Below are 18460 nucleotides of genomic sequence, written 5' to 3'. Positions count from 1 at the left end.
GGCCCCGAGGACCCGCGCACCACCCTGCGGCTCGGGCACCCCCGCGAGCTGCTCGCGATCGTCCCGCACCTGCTCGGCTTCGCACCACGGGACTCCGCCGTGCTCGTCGCGCTGCGGCCGCCCGGGCGGCGGCTCGGGCTCGTCGCGCGCGTCGACCTCCGGGACCTGACCGCGCCGGGCGGTCCCCGGTTCGCGGACACGCTCGCCGCCCGGCTGCGAGAGGACGGGGCGGCCGAGGTCGTCGTGGTCCTCTACACGGGGGAGGGCGACCCCCGCGACCCCGAGCGCGGCCTGCGGGCGGGGGGCTCCTCGGCGGCGCGCGCCGCCGACGTGCTGCGCTGCGCGGTCGCCGGGCTGGGACCGGTGACCGTCTGGTCGGTCGACGGCGGTTCCTACGTCGGCCTCGACTGCCGGGACCGCGCCTGCTGCCCGGTCGGGGGCCGGCCGCTCGCCGACCTGTCCGGCGGCGAGCTCGCCGGCCGCCTCGTGGCCCGGCGCGGCGGCGTCGCCGGGTCCCGGGAGGAGCTCGGGCTGGTGCGGTCCGCGGCGCCCGGGCCGCGCCGCTCCGCCGCCGCCGCACGCTCGCGCTGGCTGGACGTGCTGCTGCGCGTCGACGGCCCCGACGCCCTGCTCCGGTGGCGGCGGCGGTCGCTCGCCGCGTGGGGGAGCGCGCTCGGCGACGTCCGCGGTCCCGACGGTCCGCCGGTGCCGCCGGCCGCGCTCGGGCGGCTCGAGGCGGCGCTGCTCGACCCGGTGGTGCGCGACGCGGTCGTGCTGACGCTCGTCGCACCCGACGACACCGCGCTGCCCGACGCGCTGCTGCGCACGGGCTCGGCGGGCGCGGACGGACCCGGGTGGGTCGGGGCCGACGGCGCCGAGGCCTGCCCGGGTGGCGAGGGCTGCACATGCGGCGACGACCGGTCGCGGGACGGGGACCGGCCGCTCGGCGAGGACCGGCCGCGCGGCGGGGACTGCGTGGACGGCGAGGACTGCGGGGGCGGCGAGGACTGCGCCGACGATGGGGACCGCCCCGGCGACGACCGCACCTGCGCCCGGGGGGCGTGCGTCTGCGCTCCCGGGCCGGACGTCCCCGCGCCCGACGTCCCGGACCCCGACGCCGCGGCCGTGTCCGGACGGGTGCGGGCCGCGCTGGACCTGCTCGTGGACCCGGTGCGGGGCCGCGAGCCGCGCGAGGACGTCGTGGCGGCGGGGCGCGCGGTGCTGGAGGCCGTCGTCGCGCACGGCCGCCGTGAGCGGCAGGCCCCCGCGCTCACGGTGCTGGCCCTGCTGGCCTGGTGGGACGGCGACGCGGTACGGGCGTCGGTCCTGGTCGAGCGGGCGCTGGACCAGGACCCGGGCCACCGGCTCGCCGAGCTGCTCGACCGCGCCCTCGGCGCCGGCCTGCCGCCGGGGTGGGTGCGTCGTCGCTGCTGAGCGCTCCGCGGCCGGTCGTGCGCCCCGACCCCTTCCGGTACGGTCGGACCACGGTCCACGGCCCGCACCCGCGCGACGGCGCACCGGTGCGCGCCCGAGGACGCACAGCGCACGTGCGAGGAGCACACATGAGCATCGTGGTCGGGTACCTGGCGACGGTCGAGGGGCGTGCCGCCCTCGCCGCGGCGACGGGCGAGGCGGTCCGCCGGTCGGAGCCGCTGGTCGTGGTCGTGAGCGAGCGCGGCGACGAGACCGACGAGCAGAAGGCCGAGCTCGCCTCGGCGCTCGACGAGGTCCGCGCGTCGCTCGAGTCGCGGGACGTCCCGCACGACGTCCGCGTCATCAGCGGTGGCCGCGACGTCGCGGAGTCGCTGATCGGCACCGCGGAGGAGACGGACGCCACCCTCATCGTCATCGGCCTGCGCCGCCGCAGCCCGGTGGGCAAGCTGATCCTCGGCGCCAACGCCCAGCGGATCCTGCTCGACTCCCCGTGCCCGGTCCTGGCGGTCAAGCCCGACCCGAGCTGAGCCCGGCCACGCGGTCCACCGCCGCACCGCCGGACCCGCCCGGCGCCGACACGCCCGGGCGACCGGGACACGCCGGCACCGGCGGCCCGCGCACCTCCGACGCCCGCCCGCGGGAATCCGCGGCGGGCGTCGTGCGTTGAGCACCTACGACAGGTCATCCGGCCTGCCGGACCGAGGCCTCGCCGCCCGTCCGGGGGCATCCCGCGGTGGATGCGGGCCGGTACAATATCGAGGTACCCGATGCGCCGAACCGGGTCCCTTGCTGCCGAAAGGTCATTCGTGACGCCCCAGACTCCCACCCCCACACTCCCGCGTGAGTTCGAGCACCCCGCCCTGCAGGACCTCGTGCGCGCCGGGCGCACCAACGGCAGCGTCGACGCCGCTGCGCTGCGTCACGCGTGCGAGGCCGCTCAGGTGGAGGACGCCCGTCGGCTCAAGGCCGTCGTGCGCGGTCTGGCCAACGCCGGCATCACCATCGAGGAGCCGGCCGCCGCGCCCGCTCGCGCCGTCGCGGCCACCACCGCGAAGGCGCGCCCGTCGGCCAAGGCCGTCGTCGCGGCCGAGGACGGCGACGAGGCGGAGAAGCCCGCCCGCAAGACGCGTGCCGCCGCCAAGCCGGCCGCCAAGAAGGCGACCACCGGCAAGGCCGCCACCGCCAAGCCCGTGAAGGCGACGAAGGCCACCAAGGCCAAGTCGGACGAGGACGGCGACGAGGAGGACGTCGAGCTCGAGGACGTCGAGATCGACGACGCCGAGCTCGAGGCCGGTGACGACGTCGCCGAGGAGGAGACCGCCGAGGACGGCGACGCGGAGACCCCCGCGGCCGCCGCCACGAAGGCCCCCGCGGCGGAGGAGACCACGGACACCGGCTTCGTCGTGTCCGACCGGGACGAGGACGACGCACCGGCCCAGCAGGTCGTGACCGCGGGCGCCACCGCCGACCCGGTCAAGGACTACCTCAAGCAGATCGGCAAGGTCGCGCTGCTGAACGCCGAGCAGGAGGTCGAGCTCGCCAAGCGGATCGAGGCCGGCCTGTTCGCCGAGGAGCGCCTCGCCGCGATCGGTGACGAGCTGGAGCCGAAGGCCCGGCGCGAGCTGCAGTGGATCGCGCAGGACGGCCGCCGTGCCAAGAACCACCTGCTCGAGGCCAACCTCCGCCTGGTCGTCTCGCTCGCCAAGCGCTACACCGGCCGCGGCATGCTGTTCCTGGACCTGATCCAGGAGGGCAACCTCGGTCTGATCCGCGCGGTCGAGAAGTTCGACTACACCAAGGGCTACAAGTTCTCGACGTACGCCACCTGGTGGATCCGGCAGGCGATCACCCGCGCCATGGCCGACCAGGCCCGCACCATCCGCATCCCGGTGCACATGGTCGAGGTCATCAACAAGCTGGCGCGCGTGCAGCGGCAGATGCTCCAGGACCTCGGTCGGGAGCCCACGCCGGAGGAGCTCGCCAAGGAGCTCGACATGACCCCTGAGAAGGTCGTCGAGGTCCAGAAGTACGGCCGCGAGCCGATCTCGCTGCACACCCCGCTCGGCGAGGACGGCGACAGCGAGTTCGGTGACCTCATCGAGGACTCCGAGGCCGTCGTGCCCGCGGACGCGGTGAGCTTCACGCTCCTCCAGGAGCAGCTGCACCAGGTGCTCGACACCCTGTCCGAGCGCGAGGCCGGCGTCGTGTCGATGCGGTTCGGCCTCACGGACGGCCAGCCGAAGACGCTGGACGAGATCGGCAAGGTCTACGGCGTGACCCGCGAGCGGATCCGCCAGATCGAGTCGAAGACGATGTCCAAGCTGCGGCACCCGAGCCGCTCCCAGGTGCTGCGCGACTACCTGGACTGAGCCGGTACGCCGAAGGGCCCGCCTCCCGTGAGGGAGGCGGGCCCTTCGTCGTCCCCGGCAGCGGGCGGACGCACGGAAGGGGCCCACCCGGCTCGCGCCGGGTGGGCCCCTTCCGTGTCGTCGTGGCGACCGGCACCGGTGTTCGGTGCGCCGCCGTGCCGGCTGGCGCTGCTCAGCGAGCGGCGCCGGCCCCGGCTCCGTGCTCGGCGAGCAGCTTGTCCGTCTCGTCCTGCACGTGGGTGGCGACCTGCGAGTACTTCGGCGCGTGCTCGCGCGCGTGGTGCGCGCAGAACAGGAGCTCGCCCACGGGCAGCTGCACGCGGACGTAGGCCTGAGCGCCGCAGCGGTCGCAGCGGTCGGCTGCGGTCAGCGGGTTCGTGGTCTCGATCGTCTCCGTCACGTTGTCATACAACCATCTCCGGCCGGGATCCTTCCCGTCGGGAGCGGGTGGTTCGCTCACCGCGTACGCCGGATCACCCGACGTGATCGACCCGTCACGCGACCGACACCGGATCGTGACGGCGCGGGCACGGGCCGCTGAGGATCGGCGCGGGGGGCGCGGCATGGTGCCGCGGAAGTGTCGGTCCGAGCGATTACCCTCGGGACTCGTGTCGACCGCTTCCGCCGAGTCCAGCTACACCGCCCGTCACCTCTCCGTGCTGGAGGGGCTCGAGGCGGTCCGCAAGCGCCCGGGCATGTACATCGGCTCCACCGACTCCCGGGGCCTCATGCACTGCCTGTGGGAGATCATCGACAACTCGGTCGACGAGGCCCTGGCGGGGCACGGCGACCGCATCGACATCGTGCTGCACGCCGACTCCTCGGTGGAGGTCTGCGACAGCGGCCGCGGCATCCCCGTCGACGTCGAGCCCAAGACCGGTCTGACCGGCGTCGAGGTCGTGCTCACCAAGCTGCACGCGGGCGGCAAGTTCGGCGGCGGCTCGTACGGCGCGTCCGGCGGTCTGCACGGCGTCGGCGCCTCGGTGGTCAACGCGCTGTCCGAGCGCCTCGACGTCGAGGTGGACCGCGGCGGCAAGACGCACCGGATGACGTTCCACCGGGGCGAGCCCGGCGTGTTCGACGACGCGGCGGGCCGCAGCCCCGAGTCGCCCTTCGAGCCGTTCGTGGCCCGGTCGCAGCTCGACGTCGTCGGCAAGGTCGCGAAGGGCCGCACCGGCACCCGCATCCGGTACTGGGCGGACCGGAACATCTTCCCGACGTCCGCGGTGTTCTCCTACGACGAGCTCGTGACCCGCGCCCGGCAGACCAGCTTCCTGGTGCCCGGCCTGACGATCACCGTCCGGGACGAGCGCGGCCTCGCGGGCACCCCGGGCGCTGAAGGCCCGCACGAGGAGGTGTTCCGGCACGACGGTGGCACCGTCGACTTCGCGGACTTCCTCGCGCCCGACGCCCCGGTCACGGACACCTGGCAGCTCACCGGCTCCGGCACGTTCTCCGAGACGGTGCCGGTGCTCGACGCGCGCGGGCACATGACGCCGCAGGAGGTGCAGCGGGACTGCGAGGTCGACGTGGCGCTCCGCTGGGGCACGGGCTACGAGACCGAGGTCCGCACCTTCGTCAACATCATCGCGACGCCCAAGGGCGGCTCGCACCTCGCGGGCTTCGAGACCGCGGTGCTCCGCACGCTGCGCAAGCAGGTCGAGGCCAACGCCCGCCGGCTGAAGATCTCGGCCAAGGACGGCGGGGAGAAGATCGAGAAGGACGACGTCCTCGCCGGCCTCACCGCGGTCGTCACGGTCCGGCTGGCCGAGCCGCAGTTCGAGGGCCAGACCAAGGAGGTGCTCGGCACCGCCCCGGTGCGGAACATCGTCGCCAAGGTCGTCGACACCGAGCTGACGGCGCTGATGACGTCCGCGAAGCGCGAGCACAAGGCGCAGTCCGCCGCCCTGCTCGACAAGGTCGTGGGGGAGATGCGCGCCCGCGTCTCGGCGCGCAAGCAGAAGGAGATCTCCCGCCGGAAGACGGCGCTGGAGTCCTCGTCGCTGCCCGCGAAGCTCGCGGACTGCCGCAGCGACGACGTGTCGCGCAGCGAGCTGTTCATCGTCGAGGGCGACAGCGCGCTCGGCACCGCGAAGCTCGCGCGGTCCTCGGACTTCCAGGCGCTGCTGCCGATCCGCGGCAAGATCCTCAACGTCCAGAAGGCCTCGATCTCGGACATGCTCCGGAACGCCGAGTGCGCCGCGATCATCCAGGTGATCGGCGCGGGCTCGGGCCGGACCTTCGACCTGGACGCCGCGAGGTACGGGAAGATCGTGCTGATGACCGACGCCGACGTCGACGGCGCGCACATCCGCACCCTGCTGCTCACGCTGTTCTTCCGGTACATGCGGCCGCTGGTCGAGGCCGGGCGGGTGTACGCCGCGGTCCCGCCGTTGCACCGCATCGAGGTCATCGGCGCCGGCAGCCGGAAGAACGAGTACATCTACACGTACTCGGAGGCCGAGCTCGCCGCGACGCTGAAGAAGCTCGACCGGGCCGGCAAGCGCTACAAGGACGACATCCAGCGCTACAAGGGCCTCGGCGAGATGGACGCGGACCAGCTGTCGGAGACGACGATGGACCCGCGGCACCGCACGCTGCGCCGGGTGACGCTGCCGGCGGCCGAGTCGGCCGACGCGCTGGTCCGCAGCGCGGAGGAGACCTTCGAGCTGCTGATGGGCTCGGACGTCGCCCCCCGCAAGGACTTCATCGTGGCCGGTGCCTCGACGCTGGACGCCTCGCAGATCGACGCCTGACCCGCGCCTTCCGGGGCGCCGGCTCCGCGCCGTCCACCCTCGTCACCTGCCGCTCGACGGGGCCGGCGGCGAATCCGCGTGACACGGCGGGCCGTCGTCGGGCACCGTGTCCCGCATGCCCGAGACGACCGAGACGCCCGCCGCCGTCCCGCCGCTGGCGGTGCGGGCCGCCGCGCCCCCGACCCTGCCCGAGCCCGACCCCGCCGCGACGGGCCTGACCTGGCGCGCGCTCACCCGCGACGACGTCCCCGTGCTTGCCGCGCTGGTGGCGCGCATCGAGGCCGCCGACGCCCAGCCGTTCCGCACGAGCGAGACCGAGGTCGGCGAGGGCTTCGACGGCGCCTGGAAGGACCCGGCGCGGGACTCGCGGGTCGGCCTGGACCCGGACGGGGTGCCGCGCGCCTGGATCACGATCGACGCCCCGCCCGGGGACGTGCGGGTCATCCGGGTCTGGGTGTCGGGCGGCGTCGACCCGGCGTGGCGCGGCCGGGGCGTCGGGCGCGCGATCCTCGCCTGGGCCACCGCCCGCGCGCGGCAGAAGCTCGCCGAGTCCGGCAAGGACGCGCCCGGCCGGATCGCCGCGTTCCTGGAGGACCACCGGGCCGACGCCCTCGCCCTGCACGCCGCGGCCGGCTACGCGCCGATCCGCTACTTCACCGACATGCGCCGCGACCTGTCGCTCCCGCTGCCGGAGCCGCGCCCGACCGACGGCGTCCGGATCGTGCCGTGGTCGGCGGAGCTGGACGACGCCGTGCGGCTCGCGCACAACGAGGCGTTCGCCGACCACTGGGGGAGCGAGCCCCGCACCGCCGAGCACTGGCAGCAGGGGCGCGCGATGTTCGCCCCGCAGTGGAGCCACGTCGCCCTGGACGAGGCGACCGGCGAGGTCGCGGGGTACACGATCTCCGGCCGGTACGAGCACGACTGGGAGATCGCCGGGTTCACGTCCGGGTACACCGAGCTGCTCGGCGTGCGGCGCGGGTGGCGCGGGCGCGGCCTCGCACCGGCCCTCCTGACCGCCGCCATGGCGTCGTTCCGGGCGGACGGCATGCAGTACGCCGAGCTCGACGTCGACACCGAGAACCCGTCGGGGGCGCACGGCCTGTACGCCAGCCTCGGGTACGAGGTGACGCACGGCGCGATCATGTACACCATCGAGGTCTGACGGAACGGCCCCGCCGCGCGACGGCGGGGCCCTACGCTGTGCCCATGGCTCCAGAGGACGGGCGCGTGCAGGTCGAGGAGGACGCGACCTGGCGCATGTACCTGGGACTCTCCCGGGAGATGTTCACGGCGCTCGAGCGAGGGCTCGGCGCCGACGCCGGCGTGTCCGTCGCCGACCTCGAGCTGCTGGAGCCGCTGCTCGCGGCCGGGCGCCCCGGCCTGCGCGCGAAGGACCTCGCCGCGGCCGCCGAGTGGCAGGACAGCCGGGTGTCGCACCAGCTGCGCCGCATGGAGACCCGCGGGCTGGTGACGCGCAGCCGCGACCGGCAGGACGGCCGCGGCACGGTCGTGTGCCTGACCGACGCGGGCGAGGTCGCCGCGCGCGCCGCGCAGCAGACCCGCCGGGTGCTCGTCCGGGAGCTGCTGCTGTCACCGCTGGACGAGGCGCAGGTCGCGTCGCTCGTCGAGGTCTCGGGCCTGGTCCGCGCCCGCATCGCCGCCTCGGGCCAGGCCCGCTGACCCCGCGCGCCGCCCCGCCGCCGGCCCGCCGCCGCGCGGACGGCCCGCGAGTGGGTAGAAGACGCGCCGAGTGAGTAACCGCCGGGTACTCGCTCGACGCGTTTCCTGCTCACTCGGGGCGCAGCCGGGCCCCGAGGCCGAGCCGGGGCCGCCGCAGGCGTCAGCCGATGGCCAGCGGCGGGGCCGTCAGCGGCTGACCCGAGCCGTCCCGGCGGTCGTCCGGCTCCGGCAGGTCGACCGGCTGCCCCGCCGAGCCCGTGGCCCGCGCCGGCGCGGGGCCGACCCAGGCGAGGAACAGCGCGTCCTCGCCCTTGAGGAACCGGTGCGCGCGGACGCCGCCGGTGGCCCGGCCCTTGCCCGGGTACCGGGAGAACGGCGTGACCTTGGCCGAGCCGGTCTGGGTGCCGGGCAGGGCGCTCGACGACCCGGCGACGGTCACGACGACCGGCCCCTCGTCGTCGTCGGCCGCGTCGGAGCCGGCGGGCAGCGCGCCGAAGTGCACGACCCGCTGGCCGGGCGCGAGCTTGATGCCCGCCATCCCGCCGGCGGGGCGGCCCTGGGGCCGCACGGAGGCCGCCGAGAAGTGCAGCAGGGCCGCGTCCGAGGCGACGAACACGAGCTCGTCGTCGTCGGTCACGGTCGCGCAGCCGACCACCTCGTCGCCGTCCTTGAGGCCGATGACCTCCCAGGAGTCGCGGTTCGCGGGGGCCTCGCCGGAGGTCACCCGCTTGACGACGCCCTGGGCGGTGCCGATCGCGAGCGTCGGGGCGTCGGCCGCGACGGACACCAGCCCGACGACCTTCTCGCCCTTGTCCAGCGCGAGCAGCTCGGTGAGCGGCAGCCCGCCGGACAGGTGCGGCGGGCCGTCGGTCGGCGGCAGCCCGGGCAGGTCGAGCACGGACACCCGGCGGACGACGCCGCGGGACGTCAGCACGCCGACCTCGCCGCGGACGGACGTCGTGACGACGCCGGACAGCACGTCGTGCTTGGCGCGTGCCGCACCCGGCGCGGGCCGCAGCTCGACGTCGGTGCTGCCGGTGCGCGCGACGAGGCCGGTCGCGGACAGCAGGGCGTAGCAGGGGGTGTCCTCGATCTCGAGCGACAGCGCGGGGGCGGCGGCCCGGCCGGACCGGGGAGCCGGGGCGCCCTCGGCGGCCGTGGCCACACCACCGGCGGACTCGAGCAGGATCGTGCGGCGCGGGGTGCCGTAGGTCGCGGCGACCTCGGCCATCTCGTCGCTCACCGTGGTGCGGAGCAGCGCCTCGTCGCCGAGGATCGCCTGCAGCGCCTCGATCTCGCCGAGCAGCTCGTCGCGCTCCTTCTCGAGCTCGATGCGGGAGAACTTCGTGAGCCGGCGCAGCCGCAGCTCGAGGATGTACTCGGCCTGCGGCTCGGACAGGTCGAACACCTGGCGCAGCCGGGTGCGCGCGGCGTCCGCGTCGTCGGAGGAGCGGATGACCTGGATGACCTCGTCGATGTCGACGATCGCGATGAGCAGACCCTCGACCAGGTGCAGCCGCTCCTGCTTCTTGCGCAGCCGGAACTGGCTCCGGCGCCGCACGACGGAGATCCGGTGGTCCACCCAGACCTGGAGCAGGTCGCGCAGGCCGAGGGTCCGCGGCTGGCCGTCGACCAGGGCCACGTTGTTGATCGAGAACGAGTCCTCGAGCGGCGTGTACCGGTAGAGCTGCTCGAGCACGGCCTCGGGGTTGAACCCGGTCTTCACCTCGATGACCAGGCGCAGCCCGTGCTGGCGGTCGGTGAGGTCGAGCGCGTCCGAGATGCCGGAGAGCTTCTTGGACTGCACGCCCTCCTTGATCTTCTCGATGACCTTCTCCGGGCCGACCGTGTACGGCAGCTCGGTGACGACGATGCCCTTGCGGCGCGGGGTGACGTTCTCGATCCGCGCGGTGGCCCGGGTCCGGAACGCGCCGCGGCCGGTGCGGTACGCGTCCCGCACGCCCTCCAGGCCGACGATCTTGCCGCCGCTGGGCAGGTCGGGCCCGGGGACGAACCGCATGAGCTCGTCCAGCGTGGCCTCGGGGTGCAGCACCAGGTGCCGCGCGGCGGCGACGACCTCGACGAGGTTGTGCGGCGCCATGTTGGTCGCCATGCCGACCGCGATGCCGGACGCACCGTTGACCAGCAGGTTCGGGATCGCGGCGGGCAGCACGCCGGGCTGGGTCAGCTTGTTGTCGTAGTTCGGGACGAAGTCGACGACGTCCTCGTCCAGGCTCTGCGTCATCGCGAGCGCGGACGGCGCCATGCGCGCCTCGGTGTACCGCGGGGCGGCGGGGCCGTCGTCGAGCGAGCCGAAGTTGCCGTGCCCGTCGACCAGCGGCAGCCGCAGCGAGAACGGCTGGGCCATGCGGACCATCGCGTCGTAGATCGCGGTGTCGCCGTGCGGGTGCAGCTTGCCCATCACCTCGCCGACCACGCGGGCCGACTTCACGAACGGCCGGTCGGGGCGCAGGCCCATGTCGGACATCTGGAACAGGATCCGGCGCTGCACGGGCTTGAGGCCGTCGCGGGCGTCGGGCAGGGCGCGCGAGTAGATGACCGAGTAGGCGTACTCGAGGAACGAGCCCTCCATCTCGGTCGCGACGTCGATGTCGACGATGCGCTCGACGACGTCCTCGGGCGGGACGTCGGGGGTGCTGCTGCGGCGCGCCATGCTGGGGGCTGCTCCCGGGATCGAGGGTCTGTGCGGGTGGTCGGCGCCCATTGTCGCCGCTCCGCGACCCCGCGGACCACCACGACGCGCGGCGCGCCGGTTGGTTAGGCTCGTGGGCATGGCCGAGAGCACCGGGGGCGCGCCCGACGAGGCGGCGGACTACCCGGAGAGCTGGGAGGCCGACGTCGTGCTCCGCGACGGCAGCACCACGCACGTGCGGCCGATCCGCCCCGAGGACGCCGACGCGCTGCAGGCGTTCCACGTCGGGCAGTCCGAGGCCTCGATCGTGTTCCGGTTCTTCGCGCCGCTGGAGCGGCTGGGGGACCGGGACCTCGCGCGGTTCACCCGCGTCGACCACCGGGACCGGGTCGCGCTCGTCGCGGTGACGGCGGACGACGCGATCATCGGCGTCGCCCGGTACGACAAGGTCGGGCCCGACGAGGCGGAGGTCGCGTTCAACATCGCCGACGCGCACCACGGCCGCGGGCTCGGCTCCGTGCTGCTGGAGCACCTGGCCGCGGCGGCGCGCGAGCGCGGGATCCGCCGGTTCACCGCCGACGTGCTGCCGCAGAACGGGCGGATGATCGCGGTGTTCCGCGAGGCCGGGTACTCCCTGCAGCAGCGGCTGGAGGACGGCGTGGTGACGGTGGGCTTCGACATCGACCCGACCGACCGGTCGCTCGCGGTGATGATGGCCCGCGAGCACGCCGCCGAGGCGCGCAGCGTCCAGGCGCTGCTCACCGCCCGGTCGGTGCTGGTGCTGTCGTCGCCGAGCGCGGAACCGGGGTCGCTGGACGCCCGGCGCGCGGAGCGGGTGCTCGCCGACCTGGTCGGCGGGGTGCCGGCCGCGGACGACCCGGCGCACCGCACCGGCGCGGTCACGGCCGCCGGTGGCGACGAGCGGGCGGTCGAGGTGCACGTCGTCGGCCGCCCGGCGCCCGCGGCCCCCGGCGACGCCGCGCCGGCCGGGGGAGCGCCGGCCCCGGCGGTGCACCACTGGGACCGCCTGGACGACGTCCCCGGCCCCGTCGACCTGGCCGTGCTGGCCCTGCCCGCCGCCGAGGCGGTCGTCGCCGTGCGCGCGCTCGGTCGGCTCGGGGTCAAGGGCGTGGTCGTGCTCTCCGGCGGCTACGCCGAGCAGGGCCCGACCGGCCTGGCCCTCCAGCGGGCCCTGCTGCGCGCCGCGCACGCCGCCGGGCTCCGGGTGGTCGGCCCGCGGTCGTACGGCGTCCTGGCGCACGCGGCCGGCGGCCTGCTCAACGCCTCGCTCACGGAGGACCCGCCGCCGCCGGGGCGGATCGGCCTGTTCTGCCAGTCGGCGTCCACCGCGGTGTCGATCCTCGGCTCGGTGCGCCGGCGGCACCTCGGGCTGGCGCACCTCGTGTCCGCGGGCAACCGGGCGGACGTCTCCGGCAACGACCTCATGCAGTTCTGGCAGGACGACGACGCGACCGACGTCGTCGCGCTGTACCTGGAGTCGATCGGCAACCCCCGGAAGTTCTCCCGCGTCGCCCGGCGGCTGGCGGCCGCCAAGCCCGTCGTGGTGGTCACAGCCGGCCGGTCCGGCCACGTGGTGCCGCCCGGGCACGCGGTGCGGCCGACGCAGGCGTCCCGGCAGACGCTGCAGGAGGTCATGCGCCGCTCGGGCGTCGTGCTGGTGGACAACGTGCACCAGATGCTCGAGGTGTCCCAGCTGTTCGCGCTCCAGCCGCTGCCGCCCGGTCGCAGGGCCGCCGTGGTCGCGTCGTCGTCCGCCGCCGCGTCGCTCGTGTCCGAGGCGCTGGCCGCCGCGGGGTTCACCGTGTCCCGGGCGCCGGCGATCCTGCACGAGGACGCCGACGACGCGAAGGTCGAGCGCACGTTCGCCGCGGTGTACGCCGACCCGGACGTCGAGGTCGTCGTCACCATGCACGTGCCCACCGTCGGGCCGCGCGACGACCGGGTGGCGCAGGCGCTCGCCCGGCACGCCGCGGGGTCGGGGCGGACGTCGGTCGCGTGCTTGCTGGGCCTGCACGGCGCGACGCCCGCGCTGACCGCCCCGGACGCCGACGGCGTGCTGCGCACGGTCCCGGCCTACACGACGCCGGAGGACGCGGTCCTCGCGCTGGACCAGGCCGCCCGGTACGCCGCGTGGCGCGCCGCCGACCGCGGCCGGCTGGTCGCGCCCGAGGGCATCCACGCGCGCACCGCGCGCCGGCGGATCGCGGGCTGGCTCGACGAGGCCGGCACCCGTGCCTCGCTGGACCTCACGCACGAGCAGGTGGCCGAGCTCCTCGGCCTCGCCGGCGTGCACGTGTTCCCGACGGTGGGCGTGCACGACGCCGACGAGGCCGTCGCCGCGGCGGACCGGCTGGGCTGGCCGGTCGCGCTGAAGTCCACCGTGCCCGCCCTGCGGCACCGGTCCGACCTCGGCGGGGTGCGGCTGGACGTGCACGACGAGGCCGAGCTCCGCGCGGACGTCGACCAGGTGCTCTCGCTGGCCGCCGGCCGCGAGCCGGAGCCGGGTCGCGCGCCGCTCGAGGTGCAGGCGATGGCCCCGCACGGCGTCGCCTGCGTCATCCGGTCCGCCGAGGACCCGCTGTTCGGCCCGGTGCTCGGGTTCGGGCTGGGCGGCGACACCACCGACCTGCTCGGCGACGTGGCCTGGGCGGTCCCGCCGCTCACCGACGTCGACGTCTCCGGCATGGTGCGCGCGCCGCGGTCCTCGCCCCGGCTGTTCGGCTACCGCGGTGTCCCGCCCCTCGACGTCGCGGCGCTGGAGGACGTGCTGGCCCGGGTGGCGGTCCTGGCCGACCAGCTGCCCGAGCTGCTGCACCTCGAGCTGAACCCGGTCGTGGTGGCCGAGCGCGGTGCGTACGTGCTGGGTGCGACGGCCCGCGTCGGGGTCGCGGCGACCCGCGCCGACGGCCCGCGCCGCGCCCTGCCCGCCTGACGCCGGGGCGGGGGTGTGACGGCGCGGCCCCGCGGGTGGGAGGATGTGCCGGTGCCTGCACCCTCCACCGACCTGCTCCGTGACCTGCACCGCGCCGGGTACTACCCCGACCTGGTCGCCGACGTCCTCGACGTCGCGCTCGCGGACGAGCCCGTCGAGGCCTACCTCGTGCACCCGGAGACCACGTTCGACGCGCAGGAGGTGCGCCGGCACGTCACGGTCCTGGCGCTGACCCCGACGCGGCTCGTGGTCGCGCACGTGGACGACCACCCGGCCGACAGCGAGCACCCGTCCGCCAGCGCGGCTGCCACCACCGAGGCCGTCCCGCTGTCCGAGCTGCGCTCGGTCGCGCTCACCCACGTCATCGCCAGCCCGGAGCAGCACCGCCCGGGCACGCTCGCCGCCGAGCTCACGCTCGCGGTCGGCTGGGGTGCCGTGTCCCGGGTGGACCTGGAGCCCGCCGGCTGCGCCGACCCGAGCTGCGACGCGGACCACGGCCTCACCGGCACGCTCACCCCCGACGACGTGGTCGTCCGGGTGTCCGCCGTCGCCGAGGGCGAGGGCGCCGTGCGCGACGCCGTGGCGTTCGCGAAGCGGCTGTCCGCGGCGAGCGCGCGCTGACGATGACCGCCGCCGCGTCGTCCACCGTGCCGGCCCGGCTCGCGGACGCGGGCCTCGTGCCGCCCGACTACGAGGGCCCGTCGCTCTCGGGCCTGCTGCCCGCCGTCGCCGACGCCCTCGGCGCCCCGGTGCCCGACGGGCCGGCCCGGCGCGCGCAGCTCGGGCTGCCGGCGGCGCACCGGGTGTGCGTCGTCCTGGTCGACGGCCTGGGCTACGAGAACCTGACCGAGCGCGCCGGGCACGCCCCGTTCCTGCGGTCGCTGCTGAACGGGGCCGCGCCGCTGTCCGCCGGCTACCCGTCGACCACCGCCGCCTCGATGGGGTCGTTCGGCACCGGGACCGGCCCCGGGCGCACCGGCCTGGTCGGCTACACGGTCCGCAACCCGAGCAGCGGCGGCCTCGCGAACATGGTCTCGTGGGACGGCCTCGGGCCGGCGCGCGAGTGGCAGCGCGAGCCCACGGTGTTCGAGCGTCTCGTCGCGCACGGCGTCACCGTCACCACCGTCGGGCCCGCGAAGTTCATGGGCTCCGGGCTCACCGAGGCCGCCCTGCGCGGCGGCGGGTACCGGGCCGCCGAGTCGCTGGCGCAGCGGGTCGACGCGGCGCTGCGCCTGCTCCGGGAGCCGGGCCTCGTCTACCTGTACTGGGGCGACGTCGACAAGACGGGCCACCACGAGGGCGCCGGCTCCTGGCAGTGGGGCGACCAGCTCGAGGCGCTCGACGGCGAGCTGCGCCGGCTGGTCCGCTCGCTGCCGAAGGACGCCACCGTCGTCGTCACCGCCGACCACGGCATGGTTGACGTCGACCCGTCCCGGCGCCGGGACGTGGCGACCACGCCGGGCCTCGCCGAGGGCGTGGCGCTGGTGGCGGGGGAGCCGCGCGCGCTGCACGTGCACCTCGACCCGGGCGTCGACCCGCGCGCGGCGGAGGCCCGGTGGGCGGACGTGCTCGGCGACGACGCCGTCGTGCTCACCGGGGACGACGCCGTCGCGGCCGGGCTGTTCGGCCCCGTGTCCGGGCACGTGCGGCCGCTGATCGGCGACCTGGTGGTCGCGGCGACGGGGCGGGCCACCGTGGTGGACTCCCGCACCCAGACGGCGGCGTCCTTGCAGCTCGTCGGCGTGCACGGCTCGCTGACCCCGGCCGAGCTGCGGGTGCCGCTGCTCGCCGTGCACACCTGAGCCGCGGCACCGCCCCGCACGACGACCCGCGCCCGGCGCGCGACCGACGACCGAGCACGACGAGGAACGAGGAGCACGTGGCCGAGCTGGTCTTCTTCTGCGGCACCATGGACTGCGGCAAGTCCACCCTGGCGCTGCAGATGCACCACAACCACACGGCCCGCGGCCGGGGCGGGGTGCTGTTCACCCAGAACGACCGCGCGGGCGAGCACGTGCTGTCCTCGCGGCTCGGGCTGTCGGTGCCCGCGCACGAGGTGGCGCCCGCCACCGACTTCTGGGACGAGGTCGTGCAGCGGCGCAGCCGCGGCGCGCGGGTGGACTTCCTCATCTGCGACGAGGCGCAGTTCTACTCCGCCGAGCAGGTCGAGCAGCTCGGCCGGGTGGTCGACGACCTGGACGTCGACGTGTTCGCGTTCGGGATCACCACCGACTTCCGCACCCGGCTGTTCGCCGGGTCCGCGCGGCTGCTCGAGCTGGCCGACCGCGTCGAGACGCTGCAGGTCCAGGCGCTGTGCTGGTGCGGCGCGCGCGCGACGCAGAACGCCCGCACCGAGCACGGCGGGATGGTCGTCGAGGGCGCGCAGGTCGTCGTCGGGGACGTCGCGGTGCCGTCGGACGGCGACGCCGTGGGCTACGAGGTGCTGTGCCGCAAGCACCACCGGCTGCGGATGACCGCCCGCACGTCGGGCGCGCCGGCGCTGTCGCCGCAGACGCTCGGGCTGCTCGCGGGGGACTGAGCCCCGGGCGACGCGGGCGGGGGCGGCGTCACCGCCCCCGCCCGCGCGTCACTCCGGCTTGGCGCCGAACACGATCTCGTCCCAGCTCGGCACCTTCGGCCGGCCGCGCCGTCCGCCGGAGCGCGGCCGGGGCTGCTCCTCGGGGCGCGTCGGCGTGGTGTCCTCGTCCGGAGCGGCCGCGGCGACGGGCTGCGGCTCGCCGGGCTCGAGCGCGACCGGGGTCTCCGGCTCGTCCTCGTCGGCGCGCGCGCGGGCGGGCGCCGGGTAGATCCGGGCCTCGGCGGCGGGCTCGGCGTCGACCGGGTGGGCGCCCGGGGCGGCGGGCTCGTCGAGCTGGCCGAAGTCGAACGCGTGCTGCGGCCCGAAGCCGCCGAACGCGTCGCCGTCGTCGTCGTCCTCGAGGTCGAGCGTCTGCCGCACGCCGCGGCGGGCGCGCAGGTCGTCCAGGAGCTCGTGCGTCGCCCGCAGGTCGTCCGCCGGATCCTCCTCCTCGCGGTGCTGCGCGCGCCCGGGGGCGTCCACCGCGGCGAGCACCGGGCGCACGTCGGCGTCCACGTCGTACACGAGGTCGCGCACCGCGGACAGGTGCCGGCGGGGGACCGGGCCGTCGGCGATCTCCGTCTCGGAGAGCCAGCGGGCCTCGTCCTCCTCCGCGTGCACCGCGCGCGCCTGCGCGTCGTAGGACCAGCGTGCCTCGCGGGCGTCGTCCTCCACGCGGAACCGCGCGACGACGAGCCAGCCTCCGCCGGCCTCGCGGTACGCGTCCCACGTCACCGCCGCCGTGTCGACGCCGCGCGCCGCCAGCCGGTCGACCACCAGCTCGCCCAGGACCGGGGCGCCGACGTCGCGGCCCACCCGGGTAGCGCGCGCCTGCCCGGCCACGAACTCGCGCTCGGCGAGCACGGGGCCCTCGAACCGCCGCACGTGCTCGACGGCCAGCCCCGACTCCTCGGCGATCTGCTCCGCGGACTGCCCGGCGCGCACGCGCGCCTGGATCTCCCGCGGGCTCGGCACGCCCGACTGCTCGGCGCGGATCTGCTCCAGCTGCGGGCGGTCGCGCCGCACCGCGGCACGCAGCGGCTCGTCGATGCGCAGGCGGTAGCGCTGCCCGTCGGCCGCGGCGAGGACCAGGTGCTCCCCGTCCTCGTGCAGCCCGATCAGCTCCAGCTCGGCCATCACCTCTCCCATCGTTCCGCGGACGAGCCTGCCATCGCCGGGGCCCGATCCCGGGGAGGCTCGGCGGTGCGCCGCCGGAACTCCCGGCTGCCATGATCTCCCCTGTGCACGTCGACCTCCCCCTGCAGCCCGTGCTCGAGCTCCTGGGCGTGTTCGTCGGCGCGCTGTCCGGCGGCCTCGCCGCGGTGCGCAAGGGCTTCGACATCTTCGGCATCGTCGTCCTGGCCTGGGTCGCGGGCCTCGGCGGCGGCATCCTGCGCGACGTGCTGATCGGCGCGATCCCGCCCGTCGGCATCGCGCGGTGGCAGTTCGTGGCGACGGCGTGCGCCGCGGGGCTGCTCACCTGGGCCGCGCACCCCGCGCTGCACCGGCTGCGCCGGCTGGTGCTGGTCCTGGACGCCGGGGCGCTGGCGCTGTTCACGGTCGTCGGCACCATCAAGGCCCTGGAGTACGGCGTCGGGGCCACCGCCGCGGTGTTCGCCGGCATCATCACCGGGGTCGGGGGCGGCGTGCTGCGCGACCTGCTGACCGGCGAGCTGCCCGCCGTGCTGCACCAGCGGCAGCTCTACGCGATCCCGTCGCTGCTCGGGGCGCTCGTGCTCGCCGTGCTCTGGCGCGAGGACGCGCTGTCGGAGGGCACGGTCGTGGCCGCCGTCGTGGCGGTGCTCGGCATCCGGCTGGTCGCGCTGCGGTTCGGCTGGCAGGCACCGGGGCCGTGGGACCGCCAGGCCGCCCGGGCCCGCCTCGGCCGCGTCGGCGGCGTCGGACGGGCCCCGCGCGCTACCCGCGAGCAACCGGCGCCGCTGCTGCGCTGGGTGGCCCGCGTCCGGCGCTCGCGTGCGGCCGGGCGGGGCGACGCCGCCACCGGGCCGGGGTCGGGCGGGGCACCGGGCGCGG

The 18460-nt window shown here is 75.9% G+C and carries 14 protein-coding genes; 11 read left to right on the top strand and 3 right to left on the bottom strand.

Annotated features, from left to right (window positions below; translation table 11 throughout):
• From G6556_RS19455 to G6556_RS08145, 3 genes are all read left to right on the top strand, one after another.
• A partial coding sequence (locus G6556_RS19455) for a DUF4192 domain-containing protein (protein ID WP_240933997.1) occupies positions 1-1434 on the top strand: 1434 nt, incomplete at its 5' end.
• Between the two features lie 128 nt (positions 1435-1562).
• Complete coding sequence (locus G6556_RS08150) at positions 1563-1961, top strand: universal stress protein (protein ID WP_166940238.1); 399 nt, start codon at positions 1563-1565, stop codon at positions 1959-1961.
• Between the two features lie 279 nt (positions 1962-2240).
• Positions 2241-3803, top strand: coding sequence for an RNA polymerase sigma factor (locus G6556_RS08145; RefSeq protein WP_346774783.1), 1563 nt, complete (start codon positions 2241-2243; stop codon positions 3801-3803).
• A 172-nt stretch (positions 3804-3975) separates the two neighbouring features.
• Here the strand turns inward: G6556_RS08145 and G6556_RS08140 are convergent, their stop codons facing one another.
• Positions 3976-4203 (bottom strand): hypothetical protein, encoded by a 228-nt coding sequence (locus G6556_RS08140; RefSeq protein ID WP_230323286.1) that lies wholly within the window; start codon positions 4201-4203, stop codon positions 3976-3978.
• Positions 4204-4411: 208 nt separating this feature from the next.
• On the opposite strand from G6556_RS08140, the gene G6556_RS08135 reads away from it, so the two are divergent.
• The 3 genes from G6556_RS08135 to G6556_RS08125 all read left to right on the top strand — a co-directional run bounded on the left by G6556_RS08135 (position 4412) and on the right by G6556_RS08125 (position 8242).
• Positions 4412-6559 (top strand): DNA topoisomerase IV subunit B, encoded by a 2148-nt coding sequence (locus tag G6556_RS08135; RefSeq protein WP_346774782.1) that lies wholly within the window; start codon positions 4412-4414, stop codon positions 6557-6559.
• 115 nt (positions 6560-6674) lie between these two features.
• Positions 6675-7724: a GNAT family N-acetyltransferase gene (locus G6556_RS08130; RefSeq protein WP_166940232.1), complete on the top strand. Its 1050-nt coding sequence runs from the start codon at positions 6675-6677 to the stop codon at positions 7722-7724.
• Between the two features lie 44 nt (positions 7725-7768).
• On the top strand, positions 7769-8242 hold the full coding sequence (locus G6556_RS08125) for a MarR family transcriptional regulator (protein ID WP_166940230.1): 474 nt from the start codon (positions 7769-7771) through the stop codon (positions 8240-8242).
• A gap of 160 nt (positions 8243-8402) precedes the next feature.
• On the opposite strand, the gene G6556_RS08120 is transcribed toward G6556_RS08125, so the two are convergent.
• On the bottom strand, positions 8403-10916 hold the full coding sequence (locus tag G6556_RS08120; protein WP_166940228.1) for a DNA topoisomerase IV subunit A: 2514 nt from the start codon (positions 10914-10916) through the stop codon (positions 8403-8405).
• 118 nt (positions 10917-11034) lie between these two features.
• Here G6556_RS08120 and G6556_RS08115 point away from each other — a divergent pair, with 118 nt between their 5' ends.
• From G6556_RS08115 to G6556_RS08100, 4 genes are all read left to right on the top strand, one after another.
• Complete coding sequence (locus G6556_RS08115) at positions 11035-13848, top strand: GNAT family N-acetyltransferase (RefSeq protein WP_166940226.1); 2814 nt, start codon at positions 11035-11037, stop codon at positions 13846-13848.
• A gap of 51 nt (positions 13849-13899) precedes the next feature.
• Positions 13900-14469 (top strand): DUF5998 family protein, encoded by a 570-nt coding sequence (locus G6556_RS08110; RefSeq protein WP_166940224.1) that lies wholly within the window; start codon positions 13900-13902, stop codon positions 14467-14469.
• 2 nt (positions 14470-14471) lie between these two features.
• Positions 14472-15650, top strand: coding sequence for an alkaline phosphatase family protein (locus G6556_RS08105; RefSeq protein WP_166940222.1), 1179 nt, complete (start codon positions 14472-14474; stop codon positions 15648-15650).
• 77 nt (positions 15651-15727) lie between these two features.
• The gene (locus G6556_RS08100) at positions 15728-16387 is read left to right on the top strand and encodes a thymidine kinase (protein WP_166940220.1); all 660 of its coding nucleotides are present in this window, start codon (positions 15728-15730) and stop codon (positions 16385-16387) included.
• Between the two features lie 48 nt (positions 16388-16435).
• Here the strand turns inward: G6556_RS08100 and sepH are convergent, their stop codons facing one another.
• Positions 16436-17563, bottom strand: coding sequence for a septation protein SepH (gene sepH / locus G6556_RS08095; protein WP_166940218.1), 1128 nt, complete (start codon positions 17561-17563; stop codon positions 16436-16438).
• A 104-nt stretch (positions 17564-17667) separates the two neighbouring features.
• Here sepH and G6556_RS08090 point away from each other — a divergent pair.
• A partial coding sequence (locus G6556_RS08090; protein ID WP_346774780.1) for a TRIC cation channel family protein occupies positions 17668-18460 on the top strand: 793 nt, incomplete at its 3' end.

This window comes from Cellulomonas sp. IC4_254, assembly GCF_011603975.1.
Classification (GTDB): Bacteria; Actinomycetota; Actinomycetes; order Actinomycetales; family Cellulomonadaceae; genus Cellulomonas.
The sequence above is the reverse complement of the archived record's forward strand: the minus strand, read 5'-3'. Positions and strand labels throughout refer to the sequence as shown.

What these genes read in the sequence shown, in the direction of transcription:
- G6556_RS08150 (WP_166940238.1), top strand. Translation starts at nt 1,563, where the DNA reads ATGAGCATCGTGGTCGGGTACCTGGCGACGGTCGAGGGGCGTGCCGCC.
- G6556_RS08130 (WP_166940232.1), top strand. Translation starts at nt 6,675, where the DNA reads ATGCCCGAGACGACCGAGACGCCCGCCGCCGTCCCGCCGCTGGCGGTG.
- G6556_RS08125 (WP_166940230.1), top strand. Translation starts at nt 7,769, where the DNA reads ATGGCTCCAGAGGACGGGCGCGTGCAGGTCGAGGAGGACGCGACCTGG.
- G6556_RS08120 (WP_166940228.1), bottom strand. Translation starts at nt 10,916, where the DNA reads ATGGCGCGCCGCAGCAGCACCCCCGACGTCCCGCCCGAGGACGTCGTC.
- G6556_RS08115 (WP_166940226.1), top strand. Translation starts at nt 11,035, where the DNA reads ATGGCCGAGAGCACCGGGGGCGCGCCCGACGAGGCGGCGGACTACCCG.
- G6556_RS08105 (WP_166940222.1), top strand. Translation starts at nt 14,472, where the DNA reads ATGACCGCCGCCGCGTCGTCCACCGTGCCGGCCCGGCTCGCGGACGCG.
- sepH (WP_166940218.1), bottom strand. Translation starts at nt 17,563, where the DNA reads ATGGCCGAGCTGGAGCTGATCGGGCTGCACGAGGACGGGGAGCACCTG.